11 protein-coding genes are annotated in these 15,393 nt (G+C 71.0%); 5 read left to right on the top strand and 6 right to left on the bottom strand.

The window, feature by feature from the left end; translation table 11 throughout:
- Positions 1–13: 13 nt before the first annotated feature.
- From cydD to IF89_RS0106695, 3 genes are read right to left on the bottom strand one after another with little or no spacing between them, the layout of a single operon-like run.
- Positions 14–3,598: a thiol reductant ABC exporter subunit CydD gene (gene cydD / locus IF89_RS0106705; protein WP_030762622.1), complete on the bottom strand. Its 3,585-nt coding sequence runs from the start codon at positions 3,596–3,598 to the stop codon at positions 14–16.
- A 19-nt stretch (positions 3,599–3,617) separates the two neighbouring features.
- Positions 3,618–4,619 (bottom strand): cytochrome d ubiquinol oxidase subunit II, encoded by a 1,002-nt coding sequence (cydB, locus tag IF89_RS0106700; RefSeq protein WP_030762619.1) that lies wholly within the window; start codon positions 4,617–4,619, stop codon positions 3,618–3,620.
- Between the two features lie 18 nt (positions 4,620–4,637).
- Positions 4,638–6,143, bottom strand: coding sequence for a cytochrome ubiquinol oxidase subunit I (locus IF89_RS0106695; RefSeq protein ID WP_030762616.1), 1,506 nt, complete (start codon positions 6,141–6,143; stop codon positions 4,638–4,640).
- 188 nt (positions 6,144–6,331) lie between these two features.
- Here IF89_RS0106695 and IF89_RS0106690 point away from each other — a divergent pair, with 188 nt between their 5' ends.
- Positions 6,332–6,703 carry a cyclophilin-like fold protein gene (locus tag IF89_RS0106690; RefSeq protein ID WP_234327680.1) on the top strand — a complete coding sequence of 124 codons (372 nt, stop codon included), beginning with the start codon at positions 6,332–6,334 and terminating at the stop codon, positions 6,701–6,703.
- Positions 6,704–6,849: 146 nt separating this feature from the next.
- On the opposite strand, the gene hisC is transcribed toward IF89_RS0106690, so the two are convergent.
- Positions 6,850–7,929 carry a histidinol-phosphate transaminase gene (gene hisC, locus IF89_RS0106685; protein WP_030762612.1) on the bottom strand — a complete coding sequence of 360 codons (1,080 nt, stop codon included), beginning with the start codon at positions 7,927–7,929 and terminating at the stop codon, positions 6,850–6,852.
- Positions 7,930–8,290: 361 nt separating this feature from the next.
- On the opposite strand from hisC, the gene IF89_RS0106680 reads away from it, so the two are divergent.
- The 3 genes from IF89_RS0106680 to IF89_RS0106670 all read left to right on the top strand — a co-directional run bounded on the left by IF89_RS0106680 (position 8,291) and on the right by IF89_RS0106670 (position 11,966).
- The gene (locus tag IF89_RS0106680) at positions 8,291–9,406 is read left to right on the top strand and encodes a LacI family DNA-binding transcriptional regulator (RefSeq protein ID WP_030762610.1); all 1,116 of its coding nucleotides are present in this window, start codon (positions 8,291–8,293) and stop codon (positions 9,404–9,406) included.
- A gap of 231 nt (positions 9,407–9,637) precedes the next feature.
- Positions 9,638–10,999 (top strand): metallophosphoesterase, encoded by a 1,362-nt coding sequence (locus IF89_RS0106675; RefSeq protein WP_030762608.1) that lies wholly within the window; start codon positions 9,638–9,640, stop codon positions 10,997–10,999.
- A 148-nt stretch (positions 11,000–11,147) separates the two neighbouring features.
- On the top strand, positions 11,148–11,966 hold the full coding sequence (locus tag IF89_RS0106670) for a hypothetical protein (protein WP_030762606.1): 819 nt from the start codon (positions 11,148–11,150) through the stop codon (positions 11,964–11,966).
- A 20-nt stretch (positions 11,967–11,986) separates the two neighbouring features.
- On the opposite strand, the gene IF89_RS49005 is transcribed toward IF89_RS0106670, so the two are convergent.
- Positions 11,987–12,718: a collagen-like protein gene (locus IF89_RS49005; protein ID WP_051806851.1), complete on the bottom strand. Its 732-nt coding sequence runs from the start codon at positions 12,716–12,718 to the stop codon at positions 11,987–11,989.
- Positions 12,719–13,013: 295 nt separating this feature from the next.
- Here IF89_RS49005 and IF89_RS0106660 point away from each other — a divergent pair, with 295 nt between their 5' ends.
- A complete protein-coding gene (locus IF89_RS0106660; protein ID WP_234327679.1) occupies positions 13,014–14,126 on the top strand; it encodes a glycosyltransferase in 1,113 nt (370 codons plus the stop codon).
- A 161-nt stretch (positions 14,127–14,287) separates the two neighbouring features.
- Here IF89_RS0106660 and IF89_RS46900 read toward each other — a convergent pair whose 3' ends face one another.
- The gene (locus IF89_RS46900; protein ID WP_051806850.1) at positions 14,288–15,208 is read right to left on the bottom strand and encodes a collagen-like protein; all 921 of its coding nucleotides are present in this window, start codon (positions 15,206–15,208) and stop codon (positions 14,288–14,290) included.
- Positions 15,209–15,393: the final 185 nt, after the last annotated feature.

Here is a 15,393-nt window from a genome sequence, read left to right as displayed (position 1 = left end):
GCCTAGTTAGTCCCTATTGGACGGGAAAGTCGGCCGAATTCGCGTCCGTTTCCCGTTCGCGTTCCAGCATCCTGCGCAGCGGTCCTTCGACGGCGGCCAGCTCCCCGTACCCGCCACGCTGCACGACCTCGCCGCGGTCCAGCACGAGGATCTCGTCGACGGCCTCCAGGCCGGCCAGCCGGTGCGTGATCAGCACGGTGGTCCGCCCCTCGGTCGCGGCCAGCAGATCCGCGGTCAGGGCGTCCGCCGTGGCCAGGTCCAGATGCTCGGCCGGCTCGTCGAGGACCAGGACGGGAAAGTCCGCCAGCAGCGCCCTGGCCAGGGCCAGGCGCTGGCGCTGGCCGCCCGAGATCCGCTCGCCGTGCTCCCCGACGAGTGTGTCCAGCCCCTCCGGGAGGCCGTCCGCCCACTCCAGCAGCCGGGCACCGGCCAGCGCCTCCCTCAGTTGCTCCTCGCTCGCACCGGTCCGGGCCAGCCGGAGGTTCTCCCGGACCGAGCTGTCGAAGAGGTGCGCGTCCTGGGCGCACAGGCCGACGAGCGCCCGTACGTCGTCGCCGTCGAGGGTGCGCGCGTCGGCGCCGCCCAAGTGGTAGGAGCCCGCGGCCGGATCCAGGAACCGAAGCAGGACCTGGGCCAGGGTGGTCTTGCCGGAACCCGACGGGCCGACGACAGCAATCCGGCGGCCCGCCTCCAGGGTGAGGTCCACGCCGTGCACCGCGTCGCGCTCCTGGCCGGGGTGGCGGGCGGTGAGCCCGGTCAGCGTCAGCGGGAAGGGCGAGGCGGGAGCGGCTGCGGGCTGCTCCGGCTCGGCGACGGGGACGGGAGCGTCGATGACCTCGTAGACCCGTTCGGCACTGCGGCGCACCCGCTGGCGGTACTGGACGGCGAGGGGGAGTCCGCTCACCGCTTCGAAGGCGGCCAGAGGCGTCAGGACCGCGACGGCCATGGCGACCCCGGCCAGCCGTCCGTCGTGGACGGCGTTCGCGGCGACGGCCGCCGCAGCCACGACAGTCAGTCCGCAGACGAGGGCGGACAGGCCGCCGCCCAGCCCGCCCGCCGCGGCGCCCCGGGCGGCGATGCGTGTCAGCGCGCCGTCGCTCTCCCGGGTCCGGCCCTTGCGGTCCTCCAATGCTCCGGCCACGGCCAGTTCCCCGGTACCGGTGAGCAGGTCGGCGACACGGGTGGCGAGCTCGCCCCGGGCGGGGGCGAGTCGGCGCTCCGCGCGGCGGGCACAGGCACCGCTGACAAGCGGGACCCCGATACCGGCGGCGAGGAGGCCGACGGCAAGCACTGCTCCGGCCTCGGGCAGCAGCCAGGTGGTGAAGGCGACGGACCCCGTTCCGACGAGCACGGCGGTGCCGACGGGCAACAGCCAGCGCAGCCAGTAGTCCTGCAGGGCGTCGGCGTCGGCGACAAGCCGGGCCAGCAGGTCGCCGCGGCGGTGTTCGCGCAGCCCGGCGGGCGCGATGCGCTCCAACCGCCGGTAGACCGACACCCGCAGCTCGGCGAGCATCCGCAGCACGGCATCGTGCGAGACGAGCCGCTCGGCGTACCGGAAGACGGCGCGGCCCATGCCGAAGGCCCGCGTCGCCGTGACGGCCACCATCAGGTGGAGAACGGGAGGCTGGAGGGAGGCCTTGGAGATCAGCCAGCCCGAGACGGCCATCAGGCCCACACTGCACCCCACGGCCAGCGCACCGAGCAGCAGTCCGAGCCGGAAACGGCCCTGCCAGGCCCTGGCCACCGCCCGCACCCGGCGCAGCGGATGGGCGCCACCCCTGTCGGACGTGCCACCGCCTCCGATCCGCACCCGCTCCGGCGCGACACCGAGGATCCACTCCCCGGCGTCCGGGCCAGGACCACCGGATGCCACCTCGTCGGCACGCGCCGACGATCCGCCGGAGCGAAGGAGCGGCTCTCGCGGACCATCGGACACGGAGCGCGGATCACCGACAGGACCGGCCGCGATGCGGACCACCCGGTCCGCGACGGCGAGCAGGGCCGGCCGGTGCACGACCAGGAGCACCGTGCGCCCCGCCGACAGCCGTCGGACCGCGTCCACGATCCCTGCCTCGGTCTCGCCGTCCAGTGCCGCCGTCGGCTCGTCCAGCAACAGCACCGGCCGATCCGCGAGGAAGGCGCGGGCCAATGCCAACCGCTGGCGCTGGCCGGCGGAGAGCCCCACACCGCCTTCGCCCAGCAGGGTCTCGGGCCCGCGCGGCAGCGCGGATACGAACTCCCAGGCACCGGCGTCCTGAAGGGCTGCGGCCACCTCGGCGCCGCGGGCCTCCGGCCGGGCCAGCCGTACGTTCTCGGCAATGGTCCCGGCGAAGAGGTGCGGCCGCTGCGGCACCCACGCGATCTGCTGCCGCCAGTGTTCCGGGGACAGCTCGGACAGGTCCACACCGCCGATCCGGACCTGCCCGGCGGTGGGCCGCACGAAGCCGAGGAGCACCTGGAGGAGAGTGGACTTGCCGGCCCCGCTCGGGCCGGTGAGTGCGACACACTCGCCCGGTGCGACGGCCAGCGAGACGGGACGGGGGGAGTCCTCGTCCCGCCCCTCGTGGCGGACGGCGACCCCGTCGATCTCGATGCGCAGGGGAGCGCCGTCCGGCAGCGGCGCCGTGCCGTCCGGGCCGGCAACCGGGGTCTCCAGGACCTCGAAGATCTCCTCGGCGGCCGCCAGCCCTTCCGCGGCCGCGTGGTACTGCGCTCCCACCTGCCGCAGGGGCAGGTAGGCCTCGGGCGCCAGGATCAGAATGACCAGCCCGGTGTAGAGGTCGAGTTCGCCGTGGACGAGTCGCATGCCGATGGTCACGGCCACCAGGGCGACCGACAGGGTCGCCAGGAGTTCCAGGGCGAAGGACGACAGGAAGGCGATGCGCAGCGTCCGCATCGTCGCCCGCCGATAGTCCTCGGTGATCTTGCGGATCGACTCGGCCTGTGCCTTCGCCCGGCCGAAGACCTTCAGGTTGGGAAGGCCGGCCACCACGTCGAGGAAGTGACCCGACAGCCGCGACAGCAGACGCCATTGGCGGTCCATCCGGGACTGGGTGGCCATGCCGATGAGGACCATGAAGACCGGAATCAGGGGAAGGGTGACCGTGATGATGGCCGCCGAGACCCAGTCCTCGGTGACGATGCGGGCGAGCACCGCCACCGGCACCACGATCGCGAGCCCCAGCTGGGGCAGGTAGCGGGAGAAGTAGTCGTCGAGCGCGTCCACGCCCCGGGTGGCCAACGACACCAGCGAGCCGGTGCGCCGGCCGCCCGGACGCCCTGACCCCGGTTCTGCGGCCCGGTCCAGCAACCGGCTCCGCAGCTCGGACTTGACCGCAGCGCTCGCCCGGTGCGCGGCCAGCTCCGTCAGCCAGGCGATCAGTGCCCGGCCCAGCGCCACCGCCGCGAGCAGCAGCAGCGGGGTACGGAGCGCCGCGCCGTCGAGGCCGTCCTCGAAGGCGCCGACCACGATCTCGGCGATGAGCATCGCCTGACCGACGACCAGCCCCGCCCCGGCAAGACCAAGGGCCACCACCGCCCCCAGGAAGAGGCGAGTGGAGCGGGCGTACCGGAGCAGGCGCGGGTCGATCGGTTTCACGTGAAACATCCCTCCGGGATCAGTGCGCGTCCACGATGTGCTGCGTCCCGATCCGCTTGCGGAACACCCAGTACGTCCAGCCCTGGTAGAGCAGCACGAGCGGGGTGGCCACGGCGGCCAGCCAGGTCATGATCTTCAGGGTGTACGGACTGGACGAGGCATTGGTGACCGTGAGGTTCCAGGCCGCGTCGAGCGAGGAGGGCATGACGTTCGGGAAGAGCGTGAGGAAGAGCATGGCGACAGCCGCCGCGATGGTGATCCCGGACAGGGCGAACGACCAGCCCTCCCGGCCCGCCAGGTTGAAGCCGAGCGCCCCGAGCAGGGCCAGTACCGCGACGGCCATCGCGACCAGGCTCTTGCCGTCGCCCCGCGAGACCTGGGTCCAGATCAGGAAGACGAGGGCCAACACGGCGGTGACGAGCCCCAGCACGGTCGCCGTCCGGCGCGCCCGCTCCCGGATGTCGCCGACGGTCTTGAGTGAGGCGAAGACCGCGCCGTGGAAGGTGAAGAGGGTGAGGGTGACCAGGCCGCCGAGCAGCGAGTAGACGTTGAGCAGGTCGAGGACGCTGCCGACGTACTCCTTGTGCTGGTCGATCTTCACTCCGCGCACGATGTTGGCGAAGGCCACGCCCCACAGGAAGGCGGGGATCAGCGAGGTCCAGAAGATCGCGTGCTCCCAGTTGGTATGCCAGCTGTCCTCGGGGCGCTTGTGCCGGTACTCGAAGGCCACCCCGCGGATGATCAGGCAGATCAGGATGAGCAGCAGGGGCAGGTAGAAGCCCGAGAAGAGGGTCGCGTACCAGTCGGGGAAGGCGGCGAAGGTCGCGCCGCCGGCCGTGAGCAGCCAGACCTCGTTTCCGTCCCACACGGGCCCGATCGTGTTGATCAGGACCCGCTTCTCCGTGCGGTCGCGGGCGAGCAGCTTGGTCAGCACACCGATGCCGAAGTCGAAGCCCTCCAGGAAGAAGTAGCCGATCCAGAGGACGGCGATCAGCACGAACCAGACGTCGTGGAGCTCCATGGTGCGTTCTCCTCAGCCTCAGTACGAGAAGGCCATCGGCCGGTCGGGATTCTTGTCGTCCCCGCCGATCCTGGTGGGCGGGTTGAGGTCGCCCTCGCTGAGCTCCGGCGGGCCGAGCTTGACGTACTTGACCAGGAGCCTGACCTCGATCACGGCCAGCACGGCGTAGAGCAGGGTGAAACCGATCATCGAGGTGAGCACCTCGCCCTGGGACACGTGCGGCGAGACCGCGTCCCGGGTGCGCAGGACTCCGTAGACCACCCACGGCTGGCGGCCCATCTCGGTGAAGATCCAGCCCCAGGAGCTGGCGATGAGCGGGAAGCCCATGGTCCACAGGGCGACGATCCAGTAGAGGTTGCCGATCCGGGGGCTCAGTGCCTTCCTGAAGAGCACCAGGTGCGGAACCTCGTTTTCCCCGGTACGCAGTCCCGGCGGCAGCAGGAACTTCCGGCGGGTGAGCCAGAGCCCGAGCATGCCGATGCCGAGCGAGGCCATGCCGAAGCCGATCATCCAACGGAAGCCCCAGTAGGCCACGGGGATGTTCGGCCGGTAGTCGCCGGGACCGTACTTCTCCTGCTCGGCCTTGTTGACGTCGTTGATGCCCGGGACGAAGGAGGTGAAGTCGTCGTTGGCGAGGAAGGACAGCAGGCCCGGGATCTCAATGGCCACCTTGTTGTGGCCCTTCTCGACGTCTCCGTAGGCGAAGACGGAGAAGGGGGCGGGCGCCTCACCGTCCCAGAGGGCCTCGGCGGCGGCCATCTTCATGGGCTGCTGCTTGAACATGACCTTGCCGAGGAGGTCACCGCTGATCGCCGTCCCCATACCGGCGATGATCAGGACGACCAGCCCCAGGCGCAGCGAGCTGCGCATCACGGGGACGTGCTTCTTGCGCGCCAGGTGGTAGGCGGAGATGCCGGCCATGAACGCACCGCCGACGAGGAAGGCGGCCGTGATGGTGTGGAAGAACTGGGTGAGCGCGGTGCTCTGGGTCAGGACCAGCCAGAAGTCGGTGAGTTCGGCCCGGCCGCGCTCCTCGTTGATCCGGTACCCGACCGGGTGCTGCATCCAGGAATTCGCCGCCAGGATGAAGTACGCGGACAGGACGGTGCCCAGGGACACCATCCATATGCAGGCCAGGTGGATCTTCTTGGGCAGCTTGTCCCAGCCGAAGATCCACAGCCCGATGAAGGTGGACTCGAAGAAGAAGGCGATCAGCGCCTCGAAGGCGAGGGGTGCACCGAAGACGTCACCCACGAAGCGCGAGTAGTCGGACCAGTTCATGCCGAACTGGAACTCCTGGACGATGCCGGTCACGACACCCATCGCGATATTGATCAAGAAAAGCTTGCCCCAGAACTTCGTGGCCCTGAGGTACTTCTCCTTCTCGGTGCGCACCCAAGCGGTCTGCAGGCCGGCCGTCAGCGCGGCGAGCGAGATCGTGAGAGGCACGAAGAGGAAGTGATAGACGGTGGTGATGCCGAACTGCCATCGAGCCAGGGTTTCTGGCGCCAGAGCCAGGTCCACGTCCTCGTCTCCTTCGTGTCGCCGCGATCACAAGGGAGTCCCCCCTCCCGATCCTGATCAAAGCGGGAGGAAGCAGACGCGCTTGTGAACGCGTTCACATTCACAAGCATTATGGCGCATCGCTTTCGGCGGCTTCACGCGGGGTACCCCTCTAGCCAATCCATTCAACAGATTGTTGAATGCGGCTCATGCAGATTCGCATCTCCTGGCCTGCGGGCCAGCTCACCGCCACCCTCGACGAAACGCCCACCAGCAAGGCACTGGCCGAGGCCCTACCGATCTCCGCCTCCGCCAACACCTGGGGCGAGGAGGTCTACTTCGACACAGGCGTCCGCGTGGCCCTGGAGCCCGACGCCCGCCAGGTCGTCGAGCCCGGCACCGTCGCGTTCTGGACCGAGGGCGACGCCCTGGCGCTGCCCTACGGCCCGACGCCCATCTCGCGCGGCGGCGAGAGCCGCCTGGCGAGCCCGTGCAACGTGCTCGGCTCGTTCGACGGCGACCCCCGCCTGCTGTCCACCGTTCGCGACGGCGATCCCGTGCGCGTGGAACTGGTGGCCTGATCCCGCGCGGCCGGTCCGATCTCCGCGACCGGCCGGACCTCCGACCGGCCGGACCTCCGACCGGCCGGACCTCCGACCGGCCGGACTTCCCTCACCGGCCCCACCTCCCCGGCCGGGCTCGAGCTCCCCGGCCCTCGGGGAACCTCCTAGAGCTCCTTGAGGAACGCCTCCGCCGTGTGCAGGAAGAGGTCGTTCGCCTCGGTCTCACCGATCGTGACCCGCAGGCCCTCGCCCGCGAAGGGCCGGACCACCACACCGGCCTTCTCGCAGGCGGCCGCGAACTCCAGGGTCCGCTCACCCAGCCGCAGCCAGACGAAGTTCGCCTGCGTGTCCGGCACGGTCCACCCCTGGGCCAGCAGCGTCTCGTGGACCCTCGTGCGCTCACAGACCAGGGCCCCGACGCGGCCCAGCAGCTCGTCCTCGGCGCGCAGCGACGCCACCGCGGCGTCCTGCGCGAGCTGGCTGACGCCGAAGGGCACCGCGGTCTTGCGCAGAGCCGCCGCCACCCGCTCGTGCGCGATCGCGAAGCCGACCCGCAGGCCGGCGAGGCCGTACGCCTTCGAGAACGTGCGCAGCACGGCGACATTGGGGCGGTCCCGGTACAGCTCGATACCGTCCGGCACGTCGGTGTCGCGCACGAACTCGCGGTACGCCTCGTCCAGGACCACCAGGACGTCCGAGGGCACCCGGTCCAGGAAGCGCTCCAGCTCGGCCCGGCGCACGGCGGTGCCGGTGGGGTTGTTCGGGTTGCAGACGAAGATCAGCCGGGTCCGCTCGGTGATCGCGGCGGCCATGGCGTCCAAGTCGTGCACGTCACCCTCGGTCAGCGGGACCTGGACCGAGGTCGCGCCGGAGATCTGCGTGATGATCGGGTAGGCCTCGAAGGACCGCCAGGCGTAGATGACCTCGTCGCCCGGGCCCGCCGTGGACTGGATCAGCGACTGGGCCACCCCCACCGAGCCGGTGCCGGTGGCCACGTGCTCGACCGGCACGCCGAAGCGCTCGGCGATCTCGTTCACCAGGCCCGTGCAGGCCATGTCCGGGTACCGGTTGAAGGTCCCCGCCGCCGTGACGGCGCTCTCCAGCACACCCGGCAGCGGCGGGTACGGGTTCTCGTTCGAGGACAGCTTGTACGCGACGGACCCGCCCGCGGCGGCCGGCTTGCCGGGCTTGTATGTCGGAATGCCGTCCAGCTCGGCGCGCAGCTTCGGGCTGTTCTCGCTCACCGCAGGTCCTCCTCGACCGTCCCGTACGACGTCGCCGTCGACTCAATACTGCTCACCTTATGAGGATTCCGCCCTCCCGAGAATGGGGGCGCCTGGAATGCGGGGGAGCGCGCGCATATATGCGCGCGCCGGTGGCCTGCGCCGTGGCGCGCATCCCTCGTGCAGGTGAGTTGCGACGCACCCGAAACCGCGCCGCTTTGGCATGCCCGGTCCCGCCGACAAGCGCCAACATCAGCCTGAGCGAGCAATCCCCTTCCTTTCCAAGGTCATTGGGGGTGGCGAACCGTGCAGAAACGTGCCTGTCAACGCGTGCATATGCACCCGGACCGCCCACCCCACCGAGCCCTACTATCGGCTCGCCATGACAGCAGCAGGGAAGCATCAGGTGAGCCGGACCGAGACCACCCGGCGGGCCGCCGGCCGACAGGGCCGGGCCGGCATCAGGGACGTGGCCGCCGCGGCGGGCGTCTCCATCACAACCGTCTCCGACGCGCTCAATGGCAAGGGACGGCTGCCCGACGCCACCCGCCGCCACGTTCGCGAAGTCGCCGACCGGCTGGGCTACCGCCCGTCGGCAGCCGCCCGCACCCTCCGTACCGGCAAGTCCGGCCTCCTCGGCCTGACCGTGACCACGTACGGGGATGAACCTTTCACCTTCACCGAATTCGCGTACTTCGCGGAGATGGCCAGGGCCGCCACGTCGGCGGCGCTCGCCCGCGGATACGCCCTCGTCATCCTCCCTGCCACCTCCCGCCACGACGTATGGTCCAACGTGGCCCTCGACGGCACCGTCGTCATCGACCCCTCCGACCACGATCCCGTCGTCACCGAGCTGGTCCGCCAGGGGCTGCCCGTGGTCTCCGACGGCCGCCCCGCCGGCTCGCTCCCCGTCACCGCCTGGGTGGACAACGACCACGAGGCGGCCGTGCTCGGCCTGCTCGACCACCTCGCGGCCGCCGGCGCGCGCCGGATCGGGCTGCTGACCGGTACCACCACCGACACCTACACCCGACTGTCGACCACCGCCTACCTCAACTGGTGCGAACGCGTCGGCCAGGACCCCGTCTACGAGTCCTACCCCGCGCACGACCCCTGCGCGGGTGCGGTCGCCGCCGACCGGCTCCTCGCCCGCCCCGACCGCCCGGACGCCGTGTACGGCCTCTTCGACCCCAACGGCACCGACCTGCTCGCCGCCGCCCGCCGTTACGGCCTGCGCGTCCCCGAGGACCTGCTGCTGGTCTGCTGCAGCGAGTCCACCGTGTACGCGAACACCGAACCTCCCATCACCACGCTGTCCCTCAAACCGCGCCGGATCGGCACCGCCGTCGTCCAGCTGCTCATCGACGCGATCGAGGGCGTGGACACCGGACGCCCGGTCGAGCAGGTCGTCCCGACCGAGCTGATCATCCGTACCTCGTCGCAGCGCAGGCAGCCCCGAACGACCGTCAGCCCGCCCCGATCTCCGGCCCAGGACTGACCGCCGGACCGTCCGGTCGGCCCGATCAGCGATCGGTCCAGGATCTCAGCAATGCCCATATCGGGAGAAAACGGTAGGAACAATACGCTCCGCAAAGGATTCACCACCCCTGGTGCGTCACACAGCGCGAGCCGCATTCCTATGATGGGCGCACGACATCACGGACCCTCCTCCTCGGAGGTCAAGGAGGGTCCGCAGGTGTACGGCAGCGCGACGGTGGTGGAGGGGTCGATGACTCAGGGGGCCGGTCAGGGACCCGCGATGCGGACGGAAACGCTGCGGGACTTCCGGGTGCCAGTCACCGAACCCGCCGCGCCGTACGCCGTATCCACCGGTCTGCCCGACGAGACCCCCGTGTACGGCGAGTACCCGGCGTACTACGAGGACGGTGCGCAGGCCTCCGTACCCCGGCAGCCCGGCTACGCGCCGCAGCCGCCGGCACCGCCCGCGCCCGCCGCGCCCGCTCCGGCTCCGGCCGCGCACCGCGATCCGCGGCACGACCCCCGCCAGGACCCGCGCCGCGAGGAACACCCGCACACGGGGCCGCAGGACCGGCAGCGCCACCCTGCGCCGGCCGGGACGGGCTCCGACGACCCGGTCGGCGCCCGCGCCCACGCCGAACCGGTGCAGGCCATGAGCCAGGGCCCCGAGGAGGACGAACCCGAGGGCTACACCCCGACCTACCGGGACCTCCCCGTCATCGGCCGCGGCGCACTCGGCGGCCCCGGCGACACCGTGCAGGTCCAGTACGTCCCACAGGACACCGCCGGCCCGGGCCCGCTGTACGTCGTCGGCGACGTCCACGGCTACCTCGACGAACTCGTCGCAGAACTGCACGCCCAGGGCCTGATCGACGCGGAAGGCCGCTGGTCCGCCGGCAACGCCCGGCTCTGGTTCCTCGGCGACTTCACCGACCGCGGTCCCGACGGCATCGGCGTCATCGACCTCGTGATGCGGCTGTCCGCCGAAGCGGCCGCCGCCGGCGGCTACTGCAAGGCCCTGATGGGCAATCACGAACTGCTGCTCATCGGCGCCAAGCGGTTCGGCGACACCCCCGTGGTCTCAGGCGCCGGTACCGCCACCTTCCAGGCGGCCTGGCTGCTCAACGGCGGCCAGCGCACCGACATGGAGCGTCTGCAGGACGTGCACATCCAGTGGATGTCGCGGCTGGACGCGGCCGTACTGGAGGAGGGCCACCTGCTGCTGCACTCCGACACCACGGCCTACCTGGACTACGGCGACTCCATCGAGGACGTCAACGACACGATCCACGAGCTGCTCAACCGGGGCGACGTCGACATCACCTGGGACCTCTTCCGGAAGTTCACCAAGCGCTTCGCCTTCCGCGACGAGGAGACCGGCCCGCAGGCGGTCCGCGAACTCCTCGACACCTACGGCGGGAACCGCGTCGTCCACGGCCACAGCCCCATCCCGTACCTGCTCGGGGAGGTCGGCACCGAGGACGGCGACGATTCCCGCGGGCCGGAGGTGGACGGCCCTCACGTCTACGCGGACGGGCTCGCCATCGCGATGGACGGCGGCGTGACGATGGCCGGCAAGCTGCTGGTCGTACGGCTGCCGCTGAGCGACTGAGAGCTCACGCAGAGGGGTATTTCCGGAAAGCCCCTGTCACGGCGTGGTGTGGGCGCTCTACCATCGCACTATCCGTAGCAGGCTCTCCTCCGTTTCGGCCGGCACCCGGGTCTACGCGGGCAAACCGGCTTCTACGGAGCATCGGGGGATGCACATGACCAGCGCTCCGCACCTGCTGACCGAAGACCGACCGGAATTCGACCGGCTCATAGACGAGGCCCTGCGCGCCGCGAGCGAACGGCCCGAGCTCGCCACCCTCGGCGAGCGGCTGAACGCCGAGCAGCTGCGCACCATGGCCCAGGGCGCCAGTGCCCTGCTGGCGGCCGCTGCCGCGGCCGAGTACGGCCACTACGTCAGGGTCCGCGAGGAACGACGCGACGAGGTGCTCTCCGCACCGGCTGCGTCGGGGGACGCGGACGACGACCGGGGCAGCGGCGGCGGTGCAGGCGTCAGCGCGGTGGTCGCGGTCCTCGCACCGGTCCTGGCAGGCACCGCCATGCTGATTTTCCTGCTTGTCGGCTACATCCTGAAGATGATCGAGCCCGAACCGGCCTTCGCGCAGACCATGGTGACGACGGGTTGGCTCTTCGGAGCGCTGACCGCGGCCGCCCTGCTCTTCGCCGTGATCGGGCTGCTGGTCACGGCTGTCCGCAACAGCGCGACCGAGGTGGCGGCGGACGAGACCGAGGCCGTACCCGACGAGGTGGCACGGGCCCGCGAGGCCTGGCGGCACGCTCTGCTGGAGCGCGGCATCATCCCGTTCCTGCGCGACGCGTTGGCCGACCCGAGTGCGGGGCCGGGCTTTCCGACCCCCCGCACGCCAGGGGCCGGGCGCATCCCCAGTCTGGGGTACACCCGGCCCGACTTCACCAGTCCCGGACCCCCCTCGGAGGGGTCCGTTCCCGGCTACACGCCCCCGGACTTCACGAGCCCGGACTTCGGCGGCCCGCAGCACCGGCCGGACTGAGTGATCCGAGCGGCTGGCGGCTACTTGAGCGTCTTGGGCAGGTGGTTGGGGTCCATCGGGCGGAGCGGCGGGGCGTCGGCCGCGCGGCCCAGGTCCGGGTCGTTCGGGTCGGGCTGGGGCACATCGAGGGTCCACACGCCGTTGCAGGTCAGCGTGTCGGGGGTGCCCGGGTTGACGGTGCAGAAGGTCTCCCAGATCTGCCCCGTCTGCGTCACCACCTCGACCGCCAGCCGGTTGGCCTGGTGGCTGATGGCGACGCCGCACGCGCCGGCCGGGTAGTTGCCCATGGGGTTGGTGGTCAGGTCGTACCAGATCCACGGGCCCACCGTCGCGCCGCCGGCCGACAGCTCACGGACGCCGGCGTAGGTGTTGCCGTCACCGGGGATGACCGCCTTGAACTCGCGGTCGGCGTTGTCCCGCACGGCGTCGATGTCGAGGCAGAGGCTCGGGCCGGTGGGGCCCGTCGGACCGGTGGCGCCGTCCTGGCCGTCCTCGCCCTGCGGGCCGCGCGGGCCCCGGGGGCCCGTCGGGCCCCGCTGGCCCTGGCAGTCGTCGCCGCCGCGTGGGCCGGCCTGGGCTTGCGTCGCTGCCGGATCGTGGTTCGCGCGCTTCTTCGTCGTGCAGTCACCTCCGCCGGTGGGGCTCGCAGACCGGACCGTCTCGGCCGTCTGGACACCCTGGGCGGTGGCGAACGCGGGACTGGCGATGCCCGCCATCACCAGGGCGAGGGAGGCCAGCGCGCCTCCCCTCACCACAGCACTCCGCCGGGCCACCGGGCCGAGGGATGACCTGGTCCTGTTCACGGGGCTCATATGCGCCGCTCCTTCTGAAAACCGGATCGAACGATGTGCGATCGGCCCGGACGGGCCGCCTCATGCATCGTCGGCATCGAGCAGGAACACGCTGAACCGCCTCGCTGAGCAGTCATCTCATCGGACCATCAAGAGGGCCCAGGTGGCGGCTCTCCCCGTGGCTTCCTTGCACCCCCCCGACCCGGTCCCTACGGTCGCCTCACGATCGACTTCACCACCACCGTGGACGGGATCCGTGAAAGCAAAAATCTGCCTGAACATGATCGTGAAGAACGAGGCCGCGGTGATCAGGCGCTGTCTCGCCTCCGTACGCCCTTTGATCGACACCTGGGTGATCGTGGACACCGGGTCGACGGACGGCACCCAGGAGATCATCCGCGAGTTCTTCCGTGATATTCCCGGAGTCCTGTACGAACGCTCCTGGAAGGGATTCGACGGCAGCCGCAGCGAGGCCATCGAACTGGCGCGCTCCAGCGCCGACTACCTGCTGTTCATCGATGCGGACGACGTGATCGAGGTCGACCCCGGTTTCGTCATGCCGGAGCTGACTCTCGATTCGTACGGCGTCGCGGTCCACCACCGGCCGGTCATCCACTGGCGTCCCGCCCTCGTCTCCACCCGCCTGCCCTGGAAATACGTCGGCGTGCTGCACGAGTACCTCGACTGCGAAGCGCCTTTCACCCGGGGAGTGGTCGAGGGATTCCACATCCGCGTCGTCGGGGGCGGAGCCCGCAAGGGCGACGGGAGCGACCGGGAGAAGTACCTCCGCGATGCCGGGATCCTCGAAAAGGGGCTGGCCGAAGAACCGGACAACGCCCGCTATGCCTTCTATCTCGCACAGAGCTGGCGTGACGCGGGTGAGCCGGAGAAGTCCCTGGCCGCCTACGACCGCCGGGCGGACATGGGCGGCTTCGCCGAGGAGGTCTTCTGCGCCCGGCTGTACGCGGCGCGGCTCGCGGCGGGCCTCAAGCGCCCGCCGGCCGAGGTGATGGACCGCTATCTCCGCGCCCATGAGAGCCGCCCCGGGCGGGCCGAGGCACTCGGCGACCTCGCGCGCCTGTGCCGTCTCGAAGGCCGTTTCCCGCTCGCGTACCTGTTCGCCCGCCAGGCGGCGCAGATCCCGCGCCCCGACGACATCCTGTTCGTGGAGTTCGACTGGTACGCGTGGCGCGCACTCGACGAGCTCGCGGTCGCCGCCTACTGGGTCGGCGCGTACGAGGAGTCGCTCCAGTGCTGCGACCGCCTCCTGCGGGAGGGCGGCCTTCCGGAGAGCCAGCGCGAACGGGTCGTCGAGAACCGCGCGTTCGCCCTGGCCAAGCTGGGGCCGGAATACCAGGTGGTGGCCTGAGGCCCCCGCTCGCACCCCGGCCGGGGGCCGGACGCATCCACAGCACGGGATGCGTCCGGCCCCTCGCCGCGAGGGCGGTCAGCGGGCGCGGTCGAGGGGAGTTCTGCGCAGCGAGTCCTGCTTGAGGTCCTTGCCCCGGAGGGTTCCGGTCGGACCGGGGGTCAGTTCGACCCACGGCTCGTCCCAGACGAAGTTTGCGCCGTTGGTGTCGCCGTGCGTCTGGTAGACCCTTTGTCCGTCGTCAGCACCTTGATGTACGAGTTCGGGCCCTGGGCGACGATCGAGATGCCGCAGGCCCTGCCGAACGGGAAGTCCGGGTTGTCCGCGTCGGTGAGGTCCTGCCAGACGGGCAGGCCGCCGGGGGAGGCCGCCCGGCCGGCGTAGGCGATGCCGTTCGTGAGGACGGCGTTGAACGACACGGTGTTGGACGGCGCGGTGCTGTCGATGGCGCTGCAAGGACCGGTGGCCCCCGAGGCACCGGTCGCGCCCGTGGCACCCGGGGCCCCGGTCGCACCCGTGGGTCCGGTCGCACCGTCCGCGCCATCGGCACCCGTAGCCCCGGTGGGGCCGGTGGCCCCGGTCGCACCCGTGGGTCCGGTCGCACCGTCCGCGCCATCAGCACCCGTAGCCCCGGTGGCGCCGGTGGCACCGTCCGCGCCGGTGGCACCCGTAGCGCCCGTCGCACCGTCCGCGCCATCGGCACCGTCCGCGCCCGTGGCTCCCATCGGGCCCCTCGGGCCGGTGGGGCCCGTCGGTCCGGGTCGGCCCGGCTCGCACCGGTCGTCACCATGGGGGTGGCCCATGAGGGGCGGCGACCACGGGCCCTCGTCCGGTCCCCGGTCCGGGTCGAACTCCGGCCGCCGGTCGGGCTCATGATCGGACCCCGGTTCGCAGGCGTCACCGCCGCTCGGGGCCGCCGCGCCGAACCGCTCGGCGGTCTGTACGTTCTGCGCCAGTGCGACGGCGGGCCCGACGGCCACTCCCGTCATCACCAGGGCGAGCGATGCCAGCGTGCCGGCCCTGCGCCAACTGCTCTTCGGCAGCGGGCCGAGCGCCGACCCGGTCCTGTTCTCGGGGCGCATACCACTCCTTCTCGGAACCGATCGAACCACGGTGGTGGGGTGGCCTCTCCGGCCACATCGGTAGCGTGGAAACCACCGCCGCGCCGCCGCGCGACCCTCGCAGATAAGTCCACTTATCGGACTATCAATGCGACACCAATGGCCCCCGGTCTCCCGCTCCACCGATCCGCCCCGCCCGCCCGGTC

The organism is Streptomyces sp. NRRL F-2664 (assembly GCF_000719345.1).
Classification (GTDB): domain Bacteria; phylum Actinomycetota; class Actinomycetes; order Streptomycetales; family Streptomycetaceae; genus Streptomyces.
The sequence above is the reverse complement of the archived record's forward strand: the minus strand, read 5'-3'. Positions and strand labels throughout refer to the sequence as shown.